The organism is Chitinophaga sp. RAB17, from assembly GCF_052114225.1.
Taxonomy (GTDB): domain Bacteria; phylum Bacteroidota; class Bacteroidia; order Chitinophagales; family Chitinophagaceae; genus Chitinophaga.
On sequence record NZ_JBFREI010000006.1, the window covers coordinates 1 to 18,805 of the forward strand.

The 18,805-nt window shown below is 44.3% G+C and carries 18 protein-coding genes; 12 read left to right on the plus strand and 6 right to left on the minus strand.

What is annotated here, in order from left to right; all coding sequences use genetic code 11:
* Positions 1–385: 385 nt before the first annotated feature.
* Positions 386–628 (minus strand): acetyl-CoA hydrolase/transferase C-terminal domain-containing protein, encoded by a 243-nt coding sequence (locus tag AB4Z08_RS19650; RefSeq protein ID WP_441575477.1) that lies wholly within the window; start codon positions 626–628, stop codon positions 386–388.
* Positions 629–821: 193 nt separating this feature from the next.
* Between AB4Z08_RS19650 and AB4Z08_RS19655 the strand changes: the two genes are divergently transcribed.
* The 3 genes from AB4Z08_RS19655 to AB4Z08_RS19665 all read left to right on the plus strand — a co-directional run bounded on the left by AB4Z08_RS19655 (position 822) and on the right by AB4Z08_RS19665 (position 3,989).
* Positions 822–1,238 (plus strand): hypothetical protein, encoded by a 417-nt coding sequence (locus AB4Z08_RS19655; RefSeq protein ID WP_441575478.1) that lies wholly within the window; start codon positions 822–824, stop codon positions 1,236–1,238.
* A 118-nt stretch (positions 1,239–1,356) separates the two neighbouring features.
* On the plus strand, positions 1,357–2,778 hold the full coding sequence (locus AB4Z08_RS19660; protein ID WP_441575479.1) for a DNA/RNA non-specific endonuclease: 1,422 nt from the start codon (positions 1,357–1,359) through the stop codon (positions 2,776–2,778).
* A gap of 401 nt (positions 2,779–3,179) precedes the next feature.
* Entirely contained in the window at positions 3,180–3,989 is an 810-nt protein-coding gene (locus AB4Z08_RS19665) for a glycosyltransferase family 2 protein (protein ID WP_441575480.1), read from the plus strand.
* 54 nt (positions 3,990–4,043) lie between these two features.
* Here AB4Z08_RS19665 and AB4Z08_RS19670 read toward each other — a convergent pair whose 3' ends face one another.
* Both AB4Z08_RS19670 and AB4Z08_RS19675 read right to left on the minus strand, forming a co-directional pair.
* Complete coding sequence (locus AB4Z08_RS19670) at positions 4,044–5,867, minus strand: ABC transporter ATP-binding protein (protein ID WP_441575481.1); 1,824 nt, start codon at positions 5,865–5,867, stop codon at positions 4,044–4,046.
* A gap of 240 nt (positions 5,868–6,107) precedes the next feature.
* Complete coding sequence (locus AB4Z08_RS19675; RefSeq protein ID WP_441575482.1) at positions 6,108–7,640, minus strand: sulfatase family protein; 1,533 nt, start codon at positions 7,638–7,640, stop codon at positions 6,108–6,110.
* Between the two features lie 183 nt (positions 7,641–7,823).
* On the opposite strand from AB4Z08_RS19675, the gene AB4Z08_RS19680 reads away from it, so the two are divergent.
* The 4 genes from AB4Z08_RS19680 (at position 7,824) to AB4Z08_RS19695 (ending at position 11,682) form a co-directional block, all read left to right on the plus strand.
* Positions 7,824–9,167, plus strand: coding sequence for a hypothetical protein (locus AB4Z08_RS19680; protein WP_441575483.1), 1,344 nt, complete (start codon positions 7,824–7,826; stop codon positions 9,165–9,167).
* A 69-nt stretch (positions 9,168–9,236) separates the two neighbouring features.
* Positions 9,237–9,551, plus strand: a complete 315-nt coding sequence (locus AB4Z08_RS19685) for a hypothetical protein (RefSeq protein ID WP_441575484.1) — start codon at positions 9,237–9,239, stop codon at positions 9,549–9,551.
* Positions 9,552–9,945: 394 nt separating this feature from the next.
* The gene (locus tag AB4Z08_RS19690; protein WP_441575485.1) at positions 9,946–10,806 is read left to right on the plus strand and encodes a helix-turn-helix domain-containing protein; all 861 of its coding nucleotides are present in this window, start codon (positions 9,946–9,948) and stop codon (positions 10,804–10,806) included.
* A gap of 96 nt (positions 10,807–10,902) precedes the next feature.
* Positions 10,903–11,682 carry an alpha/beta hydrolase gene (locus AB4Z08_RS19695; RefSeq protein WP_441575486.1) on the plus strand — a complete coding sequence of 260 codons (780 nt, stop codon included), beginning with the start codon at positions 10,903–10,905 and terminating at the stop codon, positions 11,680–11,682.
* A 58-nt stretch (positions 11,683–11,740) separates the two neighbouring features.
* Here the strand turns inward: AB4Z08_RS19695 and AB4Z08_RS19700 are convergent, their stop codons facing one another.
* Entirely contained in the window at positions 11,741–12,343 is a 603-nt protein-coding gene (locus AB4Z08_RS19700; RefSeq protein ID WP_441575487.1) for a DUF1349 domain-containing protein, read from the minus strand.
* A gap of 155 nt (positions 12,344–12,498) precedes the next feature.
* Here AB4Z08_RS19700 and AB4Z08_RS19705 point away from each other — a divergent pair, with 155 nt between their 5' ends.
* The 4 genes from AB4Z08_RS19705 to AB4Z08_RS19720 all read left to right on the plus strand — a co-directional run bounded on the left by AB4Z08_RS19705 (position 12,499) and on the right by AB4Z08_RS19720 (position 16,205).
* Positions 12,499–13,158, plus strand: a complete 660-nt coding sequence (locus tag AB4Z08_RS19705) for a PIG-L deacetylase family protein (RefSeq protein ID WP_441575488.1) — start codon at positions 12,499–12,501, stop codon at positions 13,156–13,158.
* On the plus strand, positions 13,155–14,300 hold the full coding sequence (locus AB4Z08_RS19710) for a glycosyltransferase family 4 protein (RefSeq protein ID WP_441575489.1): 1,146 nt from the start codon (positions 13,155–13,157) through the stop codon (positions 14,298–14,300). Before AB4Z08_RS19705 ends, AB4Z08_RS19710 begins: the two co-directional genes overlap by 4 nt.
* A gap of 2 nt (positions 14,301–14,302) precedes the next feature.
* Positions 14,303–15,490, plus strand: coding sequence for a glycoside hydrolase 100 family protein (locus tag AB4Z08_RS19715; protein ID WP_441575490.1), 1,188 nt, complete (start codon positions 14,303–14,305; stop codon positions 15,488–15,490).
* 88 nt (positions 15,491–15,578) lie between these two features.
* A complete protein-coding gene (locus AB4Z08_RS19720) occupies positions 15,579–16,205 on the plus strand; it encodes a hypothetical protein (RefSeq protein ID WP_441575491.1) in 627 nt (208 codons plus the stop codon).
* Between the two features lie 59 nt (positions 16,206–16,264).
* Here AB4Z08_RS19720 and AB4Z08_RS19725 read toward each other — a convergent pair whose 3' ends face one another.
* Positions 16,265–17,524, minus strand: a complete 1,260-nt coding sequence (locus AB4Z08_RS19725; protein WP_441575492.1) for a hypothetical protein — start codon at positions 17,522–17,524, stop codon at positions 16,265–16,267.
* 119 nt (positions 17,525–17,643) lie between these two features.
* Between AB4Z08_RS19725 and AB4Z08_RS19730 the strand changes: the two genes are divergently transcribed.
* Positions 17,644–18,192 (plus strand): GNAT family N-acetyltransferase, encoded by a 549-nt coding sequence (locus tag AB4Z08_RS19730; RefSeq protein WP_441575493.1) that lies wholly within the window; start codon positions 17,644–17,646, stop codon positions 18,190–18,192.
* A 103-nt stretch (positions 18,193–18,295) separates the two neighbouring features.
* Here AB4Z08_RS19730 and AB4Z08_RS19735 read toward each other — a convergent pair whose 3' ends face one another.
* The gene (locus tag AB4Z08_RS19735; RefSeq protein ID WP_441575494.1) at positions 18,296–18,628 is read right to left on the minus strand and encodes a hypothetical protein; all 333 of its coding nucleotides are present in this window, start codon (positions 18,626–18,628) and stop codon (positions 18,296–18,298) included.
* Positions 18,629–18,805: the final 177 nt, after the last annotated feature.

Genomic DNA, 18,805 nt, shown 5'->3' on the forward strand with positions numbered 1-18,805 from the left:
GTTTGCTGCACGCTTTCAGGCATGGAGCGCAGGAAGTAGTTGCCATTGCGCTTATACCCAATGAGAGGGCCGAGTTTTCCCGTAAAGGGAATGACAGACATTTGTTTTGCCATGGGAGATTATTTTGATTACTATAAATATAACATAATCCGGGGAACCTGTTTTCGGGGCAGATGGAAGATTATCTAAAGCCAGTGTATGGCGTATTGTATAATATTCAAAGCTAGTGTAGTAGGGATTTGACAATGGCTAACGCGAGTGTATGGGCATTTAGAGGATATTGAAAAAAGATATTTCCCGGTTGAAAACCTGATCCGCCGTAAGTTATAAAAAAAGAAAGCCGGTTCTCCTGGAAGTACCGGCCTCTTATCATCACACTTATCTATCAAACTACACAGGAATTGGTTTTAAGCATGGTTCCGTTTTCCTTAAAGCGGGCATGCCAGCTAAGGGCCTCCTGTAAAAGAGGAGGTGTTTGACCACCCATTTTACAGGCGTTGGAAAAGTAATCGTTCAGTTCATCACGATAGCTGGCGTGTGCGCTATTATTTGTCATTACCTGGGCGCATTCCCGTGGCATAAAATCACGTAAGTTGGCTAACCCATTTTCCGTTATAAGAATATCCATATCATTTCGTTGTCCTGGTGCGTTGAAATCGCAGTTGTGACTTGCAGGCACAAAAATACGCCGCCGTTTAGCGGCCGATATGTGTGTTTGGGTCAATTCTTTGTTAGATCCGGCCAATGGACTTCTGGCAGTAATTTGTTATATTTAGAAGAGCGTCAATAATCCATTAACCATAATTAAATTCCCCTCTATTATGAAGCGAATCGTTCTTGCCATTTCATGTGTTTGTTTTTTGGGTGTAGCCACCACACAGGCGCAGAGCATACTTGACCAGGCTAAAAAGACAGCGGGTAGTGTACAGGGTTCTTCCTTTGATGTTGGCGGTATAGCCAGCAGTATTTTAGGCAAGCTTACTCCTGCATTGGCACTGACCAGTGTGCAGCAGCCTAAGGTACAGAATCTGCTGACGGGTTTTCTGAAAAAGAAAGCAGCTATTCTGCCGTTACAGCAATCTAACCCCAGTGCCTATACGTCAAAATTCGGCGGGTTGCAAAAGGGCATATTTTCAAAGTTGAAGACCTTATTGACGCTGAGTCAGTATACCAAGTTTTTGGGTCTGAAACCTAAGACGAATGATGCTGCTAACGTATTGTCGCAGTTGTTTTACTAGCGGGCGGTTATTGTAACGAATCATCCTGGCGGATTTTTTCTTAGTCACTATCACCTGGTGTAAGAAAAAATCCGCTTTCTTCTTTTTCCATTATCTTCGCGGCCGTTCGTTACATTCTATGCCAAAGAAGAAAAAGAAGAATCAAGGATTCAATAGTTTAGCCGTTATCGTTACACTGCTCATTGCAGCATTTGCAGTGACAACCTGTTCCCGGAAAATAGCCGGTGATAAGGCTGATAAAGGGAAGCATGTTACCCGGAAAACATCTCACAAAAAAAATAATAAACTGCGTGCTGCCACTCCGTTGCTGGCGGAAGATTTCGAATCCGGTTCCAAAACAAATTATAATAATAGTGACGTGGATCTATCCAGTGGTACCTGGAAATTTAAGGATGCCGTAACAGGTACTTTGGAAGAAGATCATAAAGCGGGTGCACAGGCGTTGCGTATCCGGAATAGGGGTATGGCTGGTATGAATTTCGATATTGAAACAAAAGGTACAGTAACGGTTACCCTGAAATATGCATTGTATGGAGCAGATGAAAAAGGGGAATGGGAGTTATGGGCATCGGTAAACCGTGGCCAAAGTTATTTTCGTGTAGGGGACGGGGTTAGTGTCAGCACTACCACGTTGCGCACGGCTACTTTTACAACATCGGCAACAGGAACTATCCGTTTCGATATCCGTAAAACGGATAAAGGCAATAGCAGGATCAATTTTGATGTATTCCGGGTGATCGCTGGTGGCAAGCTGGAACCGGGCACGCCAACGGAGAAGCCTTCGGATGGAGAAGATGATAATATGTTGTTGGGCAACCCCAGTGCTGCGGCTACCTCATTGGTGATGGCGAATAATTATCTCATGGACAAGGGATATTATAAATTATCCTACAACCGCGATAAGGGAACGCCTAACTGGGTATGCTGGCATGTTTCGCGTCGGGATCTTGGGAAAATGTCCCGGGCCAATGATTTCAGGCCGGATGCGGACCTGCCGGGTGATTGGTACCAGGTGTCACAAACCAGTTATATCGGAAGCGGTTTTGACAGGGGGCATAATTGTCCTTCCGGGGATCGCACTGCCAGCAGGGCTGCTAATGAGGCCACTTTTCTGATGACCAATATGATTCCGCAGGCGCCTAATCATAACCAGCATTTGTGGAAAAACCTCGAAGATTATACCCGGGAGCTGGTGATGGATGGTAATGAAGTGTATGTGATCATGGGAAGTTATGGCTGTGGAGGTGTAGGCAGCAAAGGGCTGGCAAAAAACATAGACCGCAGCAATGTAAACGTGCCGGATCATATCTGGAAAATTCTGGTGGTTTTGCCAGAGGGAAACAATGACCTGAAGCGTATTAATAAAAATACGCGCATCATTGCAGTGAACACACCGAACAAAAATGATGTTAATACAAAGTGGTCGGCCTATCTTACCTCCATAGAAGAAATAGAAAAGGTTACCCGTTATAAATTATTAGACAAAGTACCGGCAGCAGTAAGGCAGGAGCTAATGAAGAAGGTAGATACAGGTGAATAGGTGATTGTATCGTCAAAAAAAATATTATGTGGTTATCGTAATTATATTATAAATTGCATAAAATTATTATGTTTTTGTTGATTAAATGTTTTTAACCATAAAAAGTCATGATAAGTTTCAGAAAGCCCAATTTGGCACAATTTTATAGAAAGTACGGTAGCAACGTGTAACTTATTATATCCTAGAAACGTTTTTATTATCATAGAGCTAACTTAAAGTATAACTAACCAATTTATAGCAAGATGGAACCTACACTTTCTTGATTATATAAAGATATAACGGAATACAACCGTGCACACGATAGAAAGGCAAGCTGCGTAATAAATTGCTATAAGAGAGCGTTATACAATGGAAGGATAGCAACATGAGCTTTTTAAACATTAATTTTATATATAATTAATATGGGGGAAAGAGTGTCGGTAGCCTTACTTGTTACAACGTACAACTGGCCTGAAGCGTTAAAGCTGGTACTGGAAAGTGTGCTGGTTCAGACCGTGCTCCCTGATGAGGTTATCATCGCAGATGATGGCTCCGGAGAGAGTACCAGGGCTGTGGTGGATGCTTTCAGACAAAAAACGTCTATCCCGGTCAAGCATTTCTGGCATCCGGATGAGGGGTTTCGCAAAACAATTATCATCAATCAAGCCATTACGGGAACTTCTTCAGACTATATCATCCAGATTGACGGAGATATTGTGATGCATGAGCTTTTTATCAAAGACCACATCAGCGAAGCTGAAAGAGGTTATTATATTCGTGGCAGCCGGGTATTGCTGCCAGAGGAGATCACTAAAAAATGCCTTCTTACCGGCAATTTCGGACCGGTTTCTACATTTGGTAAAGGGGTAAGAAACAGGATTAATTCACTTCGTATTCCATTTTTAGCACCTTTAGTCATTAAAAAGACGAAGCGTTCAAGGAATTGGATAGGCTGTAATTGTGCTTTCTGGAGAGAAGATTTTCTGAAGGTGAATGGATACAATAACGAGCTGAAGGGTTGGGGACATGAAGATATTGAGCTGGCGGCACGTTTTATCAATTCCGGGCTTTACCAGAAAAAGGTGAAGCTGAAAGCAGTATGTTACCACCTGCATCACCCATTTAATTCCCGTGTACACGAGAATATTAATTACCGGGTATACCTGGACACCCTGAATCAGGGAATAGCTTATTGCTCCAATGGCTATCGTCACCAACTTACAACAGACTGATTATTTCAAAACTTATTATACATAAAAAAGGCCACCCTGAGGTGGCCTTTTTTATTAGTTAGTACTAAACGTCTGCATTTCTATCAGGCGTTTATAAATACCATTATTATTGAGTAGTTCCTGGTGGGTGCCCTGTTCGGCAATTTGCCCGTTATCCAGTACTATAATAAGATCTGCATTTTGAATGGTACTGAGGCGATGGGCAATGACCAGCGAGGTACGGTTCTTCATCAGGTTGTTGAGGGCATCCTGCACCATTTTTTCGGATTCCGTATCCAGGGCAGATGTAGCTTCATCCAGCAACATCAGTGGCGGATTAGAGAGTACTGCGCGGGCAATACAGATACGTTGCCTTTGTCCACCGGAAAGTTTGGAGCCCTTATCACCTATATTTGTTTCGTATCCGTTTTCCGTATTGGTAATAAATTCGTGTGCATTGGCTATTCTGGCTGCCGCTTCTACTTCAGCAGCAGTTGCAGATGGCTTGGCGAAGGCGATATTATTGAAGATAGTATCATTAAAGAGGATGGATTCCTGGTTCACCACCCCCATCAGGGCGCGGAGAGATTCCATGGTAACCGTCTTCAGGTTTTTGCCATCTATCAGCACGCCACCTCCCTGTGGATCCATAAAGCGGGGGATTAAGTCCATTAATGTGGACTTACCGCCACCGGAAGGGCCTACTAAAGCCACTGACGAACCTTTAGGGATAGTGAGGTTAATATTTTTCAGAATGGTTTTATCGCCATAAGCAAATGATACATTGTCAAACCGGATGTTTTCTTCAAAACCGGTAAGGGTAGTCGCATTCGGGGCATTGAATACAATTGGTTTTTCATCTATCAGGCTCAGCACCCTTTCTCCTGCAGCAATGCCGGAGTGAATATTGCCGAAAGCACCTGAAATAGCTTTGGCCGGACGCATGATCTGGGAAAAGAGCGCGATATATACCACAAAGGTAGATCCGTCCATCTCTCCCTGATTATTAATGATAAGAGAGCCCCCATAAAACACAATACATGCTACCATGAGTACCCCTAATGTTTCAGAAACAGGAGAAGCCAGCTGTTGTCTTTTAGCCATGGAACGGGCAATCTTTGAATAGCGGCGGTTTTGTTTGTCGAAGCGGTTAGTGATAAAATTTACCGCGTTAAAGGCTTTCACGATACGGATACCATTCAGTGCCTCATCGAGGTAACTGATCATCACGCCATAGGTTTCATGGGAGGCGGTAGCCTGTGATTTCAGTCTTCTTACAATTCTACCTATTATAAGACCAGCCACCGGGATGACCAGCATAGAAATCAGTGTTAGCTTATAGGAAATGAGAAACAGCATGACCAGGAAAGAGATCAGGGTGGCTGGTTCTTTAAATAATACCTGTAGCGTGCCGGTAACAGTATATTGTACTACCTGTACATCTGAGGCGATTTTGGAGATGATATCTCCCTTTCTTTCATTGCTGAAGTAACCCAGATGCAGGTCCATGACATTATTAAATACACTTTTGCGTAGGTTCAGCAATGTCTGGATCCGCAAACTTTCCATGGTGCGGTCTGCGAAATAGCGGAACAGGTTGCCGATTAATACAGAAGAAGCAATGCCTATACATATAAACTTCAGGCTCTCTAACTGACCATATTGATAAGAGATGCTGGTGGTGTAATGTTTGAATACATCGAAAATTTTGAAGTAATTATCCGGCATGGGACTAATTGTTTTGGCCGGGTTTTTAGTAAATAAAGTATCCAGCAAAGGGGCCAGCAGTGCAAGGTTCAGCGTGCTGAATACCACAGACAATAACGTGCAGATAATATAGGGGATCGCAAATCTGTTAATAGGTTTAGCAAATGATAAAAGTCGGAAGTATGTCTTCATGTTTAAATAATAATCGTATAATGATTAATGACGGTGCATAAAAAAAACCGCACCGTTGCTGATGCGGTTCCTTAAGTTTTAATTTCCTATTTATCAATAACTTAAAGAAATATTTTCAGTCGCACTTTCAAGCCAGCAGATCACCAGTAAATACTGCAATCAGGAGTCAAAAATAGCCCTTTTGGCTTAATTGTCAAAAGTTTTGGCTTTGTACGTCATATATTCTGTTGCAGGAGGCGGTTATTTTGTCTCCAGTATTTTCAGTGCATCGGTGTCTTTATACTGTATCATCAGTTTTTTCAGTTTGTCTTTAAGGGTCGCTGTGAGCTTTTCGTAGCTTTTTTGCCCATAGAGATTGTTTACCTCATGCGGATCTTTTTGCAGGTCGTACAGTTCCCAGCTATTTGACTCACCATAGAAGCGCACCAGGGTATATTGTTCCGTGCGGATGCCGAAATGAGGGTATACGTGATGTGGTTGTGGGAACTCGTAATAGTGATAATAGGCTTCTTTTCTCCAGGACACCTTTTTAGGATCTTCTTTCAGCAGGGGGAGAAAGGAAGTACCTTGTATATCGGCAGGTACTTTTACACCGGCCATGTTAAGGAAGGTAGGGGCCCAGTCGATATTCAGCATCAGCTGATTGATGGTGGTACCTGGTTTTATAACACCGGGATATTTTATGATAAAAGGAGTACGCAATGACTCTTCGTAAATAAAGCGTTTGTCAAACCAGCCGTGTTCGCCCATATAAAATCCCTGATCCGAAGCATATACCACTACCGTATTCTTTGACAGGCCGGATTTATCGAGATAGTCCAGCAGTTGTCCGATGTTGCGGTCGAGTGATTTTGCGGTTGCCAGGTAGTCTTTCAGGTAGCGCTGGTATTTCCATTCCACGAGGGCATCGCCGGAAAGGTGTTTTGCATCAAATTCTTTGCTGATTTTGTTTTCGTAGTAATCTATGTACGCTTTCTTTTGCTCTGGTGTAAAGCGTCCATAGATGCCTTTTTCGTAATCGGTATGTACTTTCAGGTCTTCTTTCAGGCGCATGGTTTTATCGATGGTCATGTCCTGGTTTTGAGCGGCCAGCCGGTTTTTGTAATTATCTCTGAAAGTCGGCGGAAGTGGAAATGTTTTATCATCATATATGCCCAGGTCCCGGATATCCGGCTGCCATTCACGGTGTGTAGCTTTTTCGCCCACCACCAGGAAGAATGGTTTAGTGGTATCCCGGTTGTTTAGCCAGTTGAGCGACAAGTTGGTAATAATATTGGTCACATATCCTTCTATGCGGGTGGTATCCCGGGGGCCAATAATATCCGGGTTGTAATATTGCCCCTGACTGTTGAGGATGCGCCAGTAATCGAATCCCTTAGGCAGGCTGCCCAGGTGCCATTTACCTATCCAGGCGGTCTGATAACCATTTTGCTGCAGCAGGGCGGGGAACAGTTGCTGTTCCACATCAAATTTCTTTTCATTCAGCGTATAGCCATTGATGTGACTATACTTGCCGGTAAGCAGCGTGGCCCTGCTGGGTCCACAGATAGAGTTGGTAACAAGCGCGTTTTTAAAAACAGCGCCTTGCCTGGCGATACGGTCAATATTGGGTGTCTGGACCAATTTGCTGCCGTAGGCACTGATAGCCTGGTAGGCGTGGTCGTCAGAGAATATGAAAATAATGTTGGGACGTTGTTGGCCGTAACTGTTGACAGCGAACAGCAGTAATAGCGCCCAGGTTTTTTTAAGATAGTTTGTGGCGAAATTTTTCATGTTCATGTTTTTATCTTCCAGGTAAACAAGATATAATAATCTAGTATCATTTTATTGTTTTTGGATTTAAAGTATGCAGTATCTTAGCGGGCAATTGAATTATCAGATTAGCATAAAACTTTGCCCTGCGGGAGGTTTGTTGATGAGTCGTGTATGCCATTTTATATTTAGTATCCTATTCCTATGAAGTGTTTTTTCTCCGTATTGATGCTGATTTTTTCTGTCAGTTATAGTTTTGCCCAGAATATTTACCAGATCAAAGCAGATAGTGTCAGGATCTATAATACCTGTGATACTGCAGAATTGATTCTCGAAAATCGAACACAAAAGATTCCGGGATTTCTCTTTAATAAAGGGAGGGGCCGTACAGAATTCCAAAAATTGCGACTTAAACAAGTAAATGGAAATGCGTTAGCAATAGATGGACAGGATACACTTTCCTTATCTCCGTTGATCAAAACGGCAGCTGATCCTTTGTACATCTGGCAACAGGCAACAGTATCACAGCCACTGGCCAGTTTTTGGATAGCAGGTACCGGAAGAGCAGGCGCCTTCATGACAAATAATGCTATTAACTCACCACATACTGTCATGCTGAAACCGGGCGGAAGTACTTCCCGTTGGGCTACTTTCCTTTATAATACGGAGTCGGGCACTGGTAATCAGGGATCAGATTTTCGGTTGGCGCGGTATAGTGATTCCGGAACGTTTGTGAGTAATGTGATGACTGTGGAGCGGACTAATGGTATCGTGACATTTAACGAAGGGATCAGGACAAATGGATATATGGGAGTGAATACACCGCAGCCGGGATTCAGACTCAGTGTTTCGGATTCCATTACGGCAATATATGACACCAGGTCTATCGCATATAGCTATCCGTTAGGTACAATGCTGGGATTGTATAATATGGGTAAAGCAGATAGTATTTACTCTGGGATCAGTTTTCAGGCAATTAATAAAGAAGGTCTTTATCAGTCTGCATATATGGGCATTGTGGGGATGGGAGGTAACAGTTATCAATCGAATATTGTCATTGGGCAAAGAAATGGACCTCAGACTTATGTGGAGCGAATACGTATATCCAGTAATGGTAGCGTAGGGATTGGCACTATTACGCCTGTTGCACTATTGGATGTTAATGGCGGAGTGAGGATCGGCAACGCCAGAAATAATGCTGCCGGAGATAGTATACTTACTACTGATGCCAATGGGGTTGTAAGATTAAAATCTCCAGGAACAGGTATTATGCCGATTAGCGTGATACAAGGAAACATTAGCCTTGGCCCGAATGACTTTACAACGATCATTAATAACAGCGCTGCAGTAGTTGTGACGTTACCAGTTGCTGCGAGTAATAAAGGGAGAGTATATAATGTCAAGAAGATTTCCAACAATGCGGTGAATATTACTATTCAACCRCAGAGTGGTGATCTGATTGAGAATGGTCCCAATTTTATTTTTAATACTTATAACAAGAGCGTACAGCTACAAAGCAGTGGAGCGGCGTGGTATATCATTAATTAATATCTTATTTATATATTCATAAGCGTTTAGAAAAACGACCGGCTGAATGCCAATGAAAGGAATACAACTATGAAATACATTTTTACTTTGCTGGCACTTTTTTTATTGCAGCATCTATCGGCCCAAAACGCTCTTGTTACTCATCAATTCATTCAACAAAAAGTAGCTGCTGGTTATTTTCGTCAACGCCCTGCCACTACTATCCCTATAGATAACAAGTGCATCACTGTCGCCGAAGCCAAGGCCTGGCTGTTTTTAGATGAAACGAAATTACCAACAAACGGAAGAATGCCGTGGTGGAGTGAACTTGTGCCGGCGAGTGTGGCGTTCTTCAATGTGAAGAGGCTTCATAATAAAGCAGTAAAGGCATATGCTGTTATTTAAACTTTAACGGTGTAGGGCACATCAATGAACGAATATAACTTAGCTATTACCTTGTATTCGGACGGGGCAAACTGGAGCCATGATACCAAATGTAGGTTTGGTTCTCCATGCAGCCTCCGTAATCGGAGTTACAAAACATTTGCCGTAAAACGCACCTTGTGAGACATACATAAACTCAGCGTCTTCCTTGCTCAGATCATCACAGAAACCAGCATGATACTTTGCCTTATCATAATAAACAATTCCTTTGTCGGCAAATGGGGGTCTATGGATTTGATGATATCAGGTCCTGGCACTTAAACTTTGGCCTTCCGTTCTTCTTTCGTATTTTGGGTAATGATCAAACGGTATCTGTTTACCGTGCGGCATTCAATCATCATTCATTAAATCAATAATGAAGCTTAAAATAAGGGAAGAGAATACAGGAGGGGAATTGCTGCTTTTTAAGGAAGAAGCAGGTTTTGACCGGTTGTTTTTCTCCAAAGACAGGTTCAACAAATATTTTACGATTGCCTGGAATCCGGGAGAAAGCCAGACGGTTACCATCGATGGGATTGAGCATGAATTTCCTGGCAATACCTTGCTGACGCTCTTGTTTAGCCAGTCTTTCAGCTTTGAAAACTCTGAAAGTATCATTGCCTGGCAATTTAACCGGGAATTCTATTGTATTATCGACCACGATAGTGAAGTGAGTTGTGTGGGATTCTTGTTTAGCAGTACAGATCATATGTTCGTTAAGCTGAATGATCATGCCCAGCAAAAGTTGCAACTGCTATCTGATGTTTTTATTGAAGAATTGAATACCTCGGATCATATCCAGAATGAAATGCTGCTGGTGCTGTTAAAGCGTTTGATCATTTACGTAACCCGGTTAGCGAAATCAGGATATGTGCCTGTTAAGAAACTTCCCGACGAAAGGTTTCATATTATTCGAAAGTTCAACCTGCTGGTAGAAGCACATTTCAAGTCGGAGCATTCCGTAAGCTTTTACGCGCAACAGCTTTGTAAGTCGCCCAAAACCTTATCTAATCTTTTTGCGATTTTTAATCAGAAAACGCCTTCGCAGATTATCCAGGAAAGAATCACTGTGGAAGCAAGACGGCTATTGAGTTATACCGACAAATCAATTAAGCACATCACTTTTGAACTCGGATTTGAAGATGTAGCCTACTTCTCCAACTTCTTCAAAAAAAATATAGGGGTATCACCTTCGGATTTCAGAAATTCTTCAGGAATAGCGAAAGAAGGGAAATAATCACAACTAATCGGGAAATGCGCTCATCGCCGCCACCTGCTTTTCATCGCATCTTTGTATCGTTGATTCAAACAAAAAACTTCAACAACAAAAAAGATGACAAAGTCAATATTTAAAAGCGCTATCCTGGCCGTAACAGTGGCCCTTTCCACCTTATTTGGTGCAGTAACTGAAGCAAATGCACAAGTAGTAAAAAATATAGTATTGGTACACGGCGCCTTCGCAGACGGCTCCGGTTACAAAGGCGTTTATGAAGCCCTGACCAAACAGGGATACCATGTTACTATCGTACAAAATCCTTTGACGTCTCTTGAAGATGATGTGGCAGCAACAAAGCTTGTGCTGGATGCGCAGGATGGTCCTACGATTCTTGCCGGTCACTCGTGGGGTGGTGTGGTTATCACACAGGCAGGAAATCATCCGAAAGTTGCCGGACTGGTGTATATCGCCGCTTTCCAGCCAGATAATAATGAAACAGCTTTACAATGGTTCCAGACCGCCCAGCCTGCACCAGAAAATGGCGTATTGCCTCCCAATGAAAATGGTATCGTTTATTATGATAAAGCAAAATTCCATGCGGGTTTCTGCGGTGATCTGAGCAAAGAAGATGCGGAATTTATGTATGCCTCACAGGGCGCTTTTTACGGCAAATGTTTTGTAACCCCGATTACGGAGGCTGCATGGAGAACCAAACCTACATTCGGTATTGTAGCTACGGAAGATAAAAGTATCAATCCCGATATCCAGCGTAATATGTATAAACGTTCCAATACCAAAGTGACAGAGATCAAAGGTAGTCATGCGGTGTATGTATCACAGCCACAGAAAGTAGCTGCTGTGATCATGCAGGCGGCCAAAGAAGTATCCTATAAATAATTCCTGCAACAGGGCATAACAAAATTAATAAGCGCGGCTGGTAGCCGCGCTTATTTGATTATTTCAAAGGCACTACCTTAAAATCTTCAAACACTACATTAAATGGTAATTTCCCGGGAGCCGCTGCCACAGGACCTATCTGCACTTTTCCACCCGGAGGAAAATACGCCAGACGAAGCATATCAAATTTCTTATTATCAAAAGAATATTCAATCTGTACATAATCTCCTTTACGCAACATTTTCAGCCACATACTTTTAGGACTGTCATGACGTGGCACAACTGACCAGTCGGATACTTCACGGGTCACTACAGCGCTTACATTCTGTACGCCATCTACATATTCGATACCTGTTTTAATCCAGTTTTTGTCGTTGGTGCGGATCATCAGGCCAGCCTGATGAAACAGCTCCTTATATTGACCGGTAATTTTTACGGTGGCCGTAAAATCACCTTCCTGTTCCTGGTAGTAAAACGGGCCGTTGTCGCGGATAAATCCGTAGTGGGTTACCTGCCAGTAATCGGTGCCGGGATCAACGGTGACGTTGATTTTATTATCGGCGGCAGACCATTTTTTCGGTGTGTTATACCATTGCATTGTTTGTGCTTTGAGTCCCATGTTGAGTGCTATGAAAGCGGAGATAGCTACAAGTCTTTTCATGATGTTTCCGTAAAATTTCATGTAAGATCATAAATAAATGCTGGAAGTAATAACTAATGAGGAAAACGAAGTAAAATATGCTTTGTTACCCTCCCTGAGTTTCAGTAACTTTAAGAACCATGCAATAACCCTCCCATCAAATTAAAATAGCCATCATGAGTATAGAGAACCCTGTAATAAAGAGCCAGAAAGCCGCGGCAATAATAGTAGCACATCCTGACGATGAAACTTTGTGGGCAGGAGGCACTATCCTGTATCATGAGCATTGGGACTGGACGGTGGTGAGTCTTTGCAGAGCCAGTGATACAGACCGGGCGCCTAAATTTTTTAAAGCTTTACAGGTATTCGGTGCGCAGGGGATTATGGGAGATATGAATGACGGCCCGGAACAAACGCCGCTGCCGCTGACAGCCGTAGAGAAACAGGTCCTGGCGCTGCTGCCAGTGCAGCATTATGACCTTATTATTACGCATCATCCACAGGGAGAATATACACGACACCTGCGTCATGAAGAAGTAAGCCGGGCAGTGATCCGGTTGTGGCAGCAGGGTAAAATTATAGCAGATGAACTGTGGGTATTTGCTTATGAAGACGGGCTGAAGGCCTATTATCCGGAAGCAGTACCCGAAGCAACTATTTATCATGTGCTGGAGAAAGACATCTGGCAACGCAAATATGAGGTAGTCACCAATACTTATGGTTTTAAGAGCGATAGCTGGGAAGCGGCCACCACACCATTGGCAGAGGCATTCTGGTGTTTTAGTAACCCGGAAGAAGCGCTGCAATGGCTGAACAGTTTACCACCTGAATTATGAAAGTGCTATTGTTGTATGACTATCCGCCCGCACCAGGTGGACTCGCAACGCAAGGTGATTTATTATACCGCGGTTTGCTGGAGATAGGAGTGGAGGCTTTTTCAGTCCACTACGATTCTCCACTGGAAAAAGAATGGTATTACCGTTGGTTTAAGCCCGATGTGGTACTCGGAGTAGGCTACTGGGGGCATACGCCCCAGTTGATCCTGCATCCGCAGAAATTCGGGCTGCGGGCTGTTCCCTGGCTGGTGGCAGACGGATACATTGCCAACTACCAGGATGTGCTCAATAAACTGCCGTTGATACTGGTAACTTCTCAATGGGTGAAAGAAATGTATATCCGCGATGGCATCAGCGGTGAGAAGATAATGGTATTACCAGTGGGATGTAATACAGACAAGTTTACTCCCATGGACAAGGATCAGCCGGAGGTAAGTGCGGTGCGGGAATCGTTGGGAATAGCGCCGGATGAGCTGATGTTGCTGACAGTAGGAGGAGATGCCTGTTCCAAGGGCGCCAGAGAGGTGATGCAGGCATTGGCAGCATTAGAAGATAAAGTACCATCCAACTGGAAGTATATCTGCAAAGTATGGCCGCAACCCCGTACCCGGCTGCAGAATGAATCGGACCTGGAGCTGGCGGCGCAACTGGGACTCACAAACAAAGTGCAGTATGTAACCAGTATCGTATCCAGGAATTATATGCCTTACCTCCTCAATGCCTGCGATATCTATGTGGCACCGTCCCGGCTGGAAGGTTTCGGTATGCCGCAGATAGAAGCGGGCGCCTGTGAAAAACCGGTGATCGGCATTCATGCCATGGGCATGCTGGATACCCTGGTGCATGAAGAAACAGCGCTGATGGCAGGTGTGGCAGAGCGGATTGTGGTGAATGAAGTCATTTTAGGATTGGAGTCTGGTTTTACGGCTAATCATAAAGTAGTATTTGGTACCCCCCGTACGGTAGACTATAGGGCAGATGTGAATGATATCGGCCGGTATTTACAACGATTAATGAACGATCCCTCGTACAGGGATCAGTTGGGAAAGGCAGCACGGCAAAGGGTCGTAGATAGATTTGATTATCGTACGGTAGCCCGGCAATTTGTGCGGGTGTTGAATGAAAAACTTAATATTCATTGAACATGGAAGCATCTACCTGGTTAACAATAACCGCGGCAAGAGACGCTGCTTTGCAGGTATTACTGCATAATGTGAATGGGCCCTTTCATGGTTTACCGCGCACGGCCGGATGGGGATATCCTGAACCTTATACGAGAGATTTACTGCTGTCTTTTTTTGGTATAGCCGTTACCGGTAATGAAGTGCTGATAAAAAGTATCAGGAAAGTGCTGGAAACACTGGCGAAAAATCAAACCCCACATGGACATATTGCTTCGCTGGTACATGATAAAGAAGATCTGGGATCGAGTGACAGCACGCCTTTGTTTCTCCTGATCACTGGTATGTACCGCAAACTCACCAATGATCCCACGTTCCTGGAAGAGGCGGTGAACAGGTCGTTGACCTGGATGGAATATCAGAGTCCTTCTGATCGTTTCCTGGTAGCGCAGCAGCCTACCAGCGACTGGCGCGATGAGCAATGGGTGCTTGGCTATGGCTTATTTGTAAATACGCTGGTGTACAGCTACCTGCGCATACTGGGGCAACATGCGCGGGCAGATCGTGTAAAGCAGGATATGGGCCGTTTTACGATCACCGCGGGTGTGCAGCATCGCCATGTACATGAGGGATTGATGGTAAAACATAAACCTTATTATGCGATGTGGTCCTATAAAGTGTTGAGTAGTGAACGGTTTGACTTGCTGGGCAATAGTCTGGCTATTCTCTCCGGCATTGCGGCGCCTACCAGGGCGGCGGAAATGGTGTCGTGGATTGAAGAAGAATGCGGGGAGCTGATGAAGAACGGGCAACTGTCGGTAAAACTGCCCCCTAACTTCTTCCCCTATACGAAACCGGGTGATTACGACTGGCATGAACGATATGCGATTTATAACCTGCCGGGCGAGTACCATAACGGTGGGATCTGGCCCTTTATCTGTGGCTTTTATGTGGCGGCACTGGTGGCAGCAAAAAAGTATAAGCTCGCAGAAGAAAAGCTCATTGAGTTAACCCGCATTATTACTATTTCCAATAGTGGCACCCTGGAATATGGATTCAATGAGTGGCTGAAAGCACAGGATGGTATTGCAAAAGGGCAGGAGTGGCAAACCTGGAGCGCTGCACTGTATCTATATGCGGTGCAATGTGTGGAAGAAAGACGTACACCATTTTTTGAAGAGATCAGAGCCGGCGAAGCTGCTGTTAGCTAGATAAGTATCCTGTACATTCCCTTTTACAGTACAATGAATGGTAGTATCTTCGCTGCCATAATCCCGTTGTAATACCAAATTTATGAAGATGAGCGCCTTTAGATCCCTGCTCCTGTTAGCTACTTTTAGTTTATCATTTGCTGCCTGTAACCTTGAAATGGCCGGACCGGATGTGAATCCTGTTTACCCGCCTGGTACACCTCCTCCTGTTACGCCACCTGCGGGCAGTGCTAAAATAGAAGGTACCTGGAATTTTGTGGGTGTAACGGTAAAGAGCAGTACCTCCCAGAGAGAGAGCGGTGTCACCGTGAAATCTTATAGTGAATATACAACAACGGCTAATGCGGGTGTTTTTGTTTTTGATGGTAAAAATATTACCGTCACCGGGCTGGCCTATTCTATCAATGGCACCATGAAAATGACGGTGAGTGCTCCTGGCGTACCTTCTCAGGACGTGACCCAGCCAATCGTTGCGACTGTACCGCCTTATGATGTAGTTTCTCCCTATAAGGAAATAAGCGCGAATAAGATTCACATGGATGAAGGATTTGTGGGAGATCCGACCGGAATGGGAGGAGCTCCTACGCAAGGTGCCGATGCTACAGTAGTGGTGGAAGGCGATAATATGACCATGACGATTGACCTCAGCCAGGTGGTAGTACCGGGTACAGAGGTGTCCGGATCACAGGTAGCTAAATTTGTAAGGAAAAAATAAACAGTTGACGATAATAAAAAGTAAAGGGTGACCATCACGGTCACCCTTTACTTTTTCCCCTATTTCTTTGCATCTGCTGCCCGCCAGATCTCTTTAATCGTTTCTTCTGTATTCATCCCATCCGGACAATTTGCAGAACGGGTATTCGCCCGGAATTTCAATCTGGGTTTCTTATATCCCAGCGTAACGATGCGTGTTACCGGCATCTGTAAGTGACCATTTGTATCATGGGAGGCCACCCATGCATGGGCATACCGCAGCCATTCGTTGCGGTATTGCTCCGGTTGCTGATAAAACCAGCTGATCTCATCATAGCCCCAGGGGTAGATGGTGGTGGTATCTGGTACGCCAGGATGATTACTAACGCCAAAATTATCCAACTCTACAAGATAAGGCATGGACGTGGCTTTCCAGCCACTGGGGGAAATACCGCCTTTGCTTCTCCCAAAAAGGGCATCGGTAAAACCCATCTGCAGGATACCTTGTTGCGGATGTTCGGGAACGGATTTGATGCGCAGTGGAAAGGAGTTGAAATCAAGTAAACTTTTCCCATTTACCACCATGCCGCCGGATGGGGTATGGGCATCGAGCAATACCCAGTGATGGCGGGTATGATCTTTGGCGTAGGCGCGCAATTTTTCCAGGAAGGCCGCCCAGGTGGTCAATGCAGGATCTTCCATGCCGATAAGCGCGATCTGCCCCAGGTGAAGGGCTTCACAGCCAACTTCCATGTAGGTGCCGGCGAGGAACATAAACCACAGCTGTGTTTCTTTGCGGGTAATATCGGGTACACTATTGCCTTTACTCCAGTGGTTCACGAGTTTCCCATTGAGATTGAGCATGTCGTCATAACGGAAATGCCGTTCTTCCACGGGGTATCCAAGCGCCTTAAAAGCCCAGTCGGGTATGGGAATAGTGTTGACCTGTGCGGTGATCTGTTCAAATAATGCCGCCTGAAAAACTATTTCCGGATCGCTTTTGTGTACTTCCTGTACCAGGCGTTTGGCATTGGCCAGATAGTCTTTGTTGGCGAGTACTGCTTCGCTTCCCCATCGATAAATTGCTCTGCCGATAAACTTTGCGCCCAGGTTGTGAATCAGGCGGATATCATCTTCTTTATTGGGATAGGGAGCATCTAATGCGTAAGGATCTACGGCGAGGAATTCGGTCATGGTAACGGCATGATCCAGGTAATGTTCCAATAGAGGCCGGGAAATGCCCTTTTCATTAAAGGAGGTTTGCTGCGCGTGGATGGCAGTTGTACCCATAATAAATACTGCCAGCAGTGTTGCTGCCGGACGCTGAGTGATTAATCGCATGTCGTGGAATAAATTTGAAAACAAGATACTTTTTTTTACCAAAGCAATACTACATTTTGGATGTGTGGTACAACCGTTTTTATGCTATATTTAGTTTCTAAAAACGACCCAAGTAAATCATGAAAGCATTGTCGGATCAATTCCCCGTACTGCAAACCCCACGCCTGCACCTCATTGAAATACAACATGCGCATCAACCGGATCTGTTTTATCTTTTAACAGATAAGCGGGTAAYGGAATACTATCATGTAGTGCCGTTAACGGAGGTAGGAGATGTAAGGAGGGTAGTGGATTTTTTAAAGCAACGTTTTTTAGATAAGCAGGGCATCCGCTGGGGGATTGCTTTAGCAGGCCGGGAGGACCTGATTGGCATGATTGGTTTCAACAGTTTTGTTCCGCGGCATAAAGGGGTGCTGGTGTTTGCACTGGTGCAGGAGTATTGGGGCAAAGGGTACATGACCGAAGCAATAGCAGCGGTACTGGAATACGGTTTTACTACTTTGGAGCTGAAGAGGATTGAAGCGGAGGTGTTGCCGGGAAATAAGGCTTCCGAGAAGGTATTGACAAAGTCCGGCTTCCGTCATGAAGGATTATTGCAACAATGGATGCTTTGGGACGACAAAGCCTATGATATCAATATGTATGCGCAGCTGCCGCCGCACCAGTAAAGTATCTTTATTGAACCACTTGCTTAGGGGCACGACAATCACCTGCCCTGGCAGGACGGTACAATAAAGACACTACAGGTAAGATTATCCGGCTGTTGCTGGCTTAGGCTTTTTTAGCGGCTGCTTTTTTGGGAGCAGATTTTTTAGCGGCAGTTTTAGGCGTATCAGCCTTGGGAGTATCGGCTTTCGGAGCAGTTGCTTTTTTGGCTACTGCTTTTTTTGCAGCAGCTTTCTTTTTAGGCTTGGCAGGTGCTTTTTCTTTTTTCTCTGACAATCCTGCTATCATGGCCTTTGTAGCCTTCTTAATGTTGCGGAGAAACTTCTTTTCCCCTAAAGTCTCTTTTAAGTCACCCAAAGCGGCAGTTAATACTTCGGCTACTTTTAAACCAGCATCCTTTTTCAGATGCTTGCCGGTCGGTTTCCTGGAATCGGTCATGGATAAATAATTTATTTACAAAAACAATTAGGTTCAAAATTAACAATTATATAATATTGGCAATGTTAAGTTTTATACTGGCATGGTAAACAGACGTATGTGCTTTTTGTAAATTATATATTTATTGAATATTAAAGATGTGAAACGTATATATCCAAAAACCATTTTTCGTATAGC

Excerpts from the sequence above, each read along its gene's own strand:
- AB4Z08_RS19690 (WP_441575485.1), top strand. The coding sequence starts at position 9,946 with ATGAAGCTTAAAATAAGGGAAGAGAATACAGGAGGGGAATTGCTGCTT.
- AB4Z08_RS19685 (WP_441575484.1), top strand. The coding sequence starts at position 9,237 with ATGAAATACATTTTTACTTTGCTGGCACTTTTTTTATTGCAGCATCTA.
- AB4Z08_RS19695 (WP_441575486.1), top strand. The coding sequence starts at position 10,903 with ATGACAAAGTCAATATTTAAAAGCGCTATCCTGGCCGTAACAGTGGCC.
- AB4Z08_RS19650 (WP_441575477.1), bottom strand. The coding sequence starts at position 628 with ATGGATATTCTTATAACGGAAAATGGGTTAGCCAACTTACGTGATTTT.
- AB4Z08_RS19700 (WP_441575487.1), bottom strand. The coding sequence starts at position 12,343 with ATGAAAAGACTTGTAGCTATCTCCGCTTTCATAGCACTCAACATGGGA.
- AB4Z08_RS19655 (WP_441575478.1), top strand. The coding sequence starts at position 822 with ATGAAGCGAATCGTTCTTGCCATTTCATGTGTTTGTTTTTTGGGTGTA.
- AB4Z08_RS19735 (WP_441575494.1), bottom strand. The coding sequence starts at position 18,628 with ATGACCGATTCCAGGAAACCGACCGGCAAGCATCTGAAAAAGGATGCT.
- AB4Z08_RS19720 (WP_441575491.1), top strand. The coding sequence starts at position 15,579 with ATGAGCGCCTTTAGATCCCTGCTCCTGTTAGCTACTTTTAGTTTATCA.
- AB4Z08_RS19710 (WP_441575489.1), top strand. The coding sequence starts at position 13,155 with ATGAAAGTGCTATTGTTGTATGACTATCCGCCCGCACCAGGTGGACTC.
- AB4Z08_RS19675 (WP_441575482.1), bottom strand. The coding sequence starts at position 7,640 with ATGAAAAATTTCGCCACAAACTATCTTAAAAAAACCTGGGCGCTATTA.
- AB4Z08_RS19725 (WP_441575492.1), bottom strand. The coding sequence starts at position 17,524 with ATGCGATTAATCACTCAGCGTCCGGCAGCAACACTGCTGGCAGTATTT.
- AB4Z08_RS19715 (WP_441575490.1), top strand. The coding sequence starts at position 14,303 with ATGGAAGCATCTACCTGGTTAACAATAACCGCGGCAAGAGACGCTGCT.
- AB4Z08_RS19665 (WP_441575480.1), top strand. The coding sequence starts at position 3,180 with ATGGGGGAAAGAGTGTCGGTAGCCTTACTTGTTACAACGTACAACTGG.
- AB4Z08_RS19705 (WP_441575488.1), top strand. The coding sequence starts at position 12,499 with ATGAGTATAGAGAACCCTGTAATAAAGAGCCAGAAAGCCGCGGCAATA.
- AB4Z08_RS19660 (WP_441575479.1), top strand. The coding sequence starts at position 1,357 with ATGCCAAAGAAGAAAAAGAAGAATCAAGGATTCAATAGTTTAGCCGTT.
- AB4Z08_RS19670 (WP_441575481.1), bottom strand. The coding sequence starts at position 5,867 with ATGAAGACATACTTCCGACTTTTATCATTTGCTAAACCTATTAACAGA.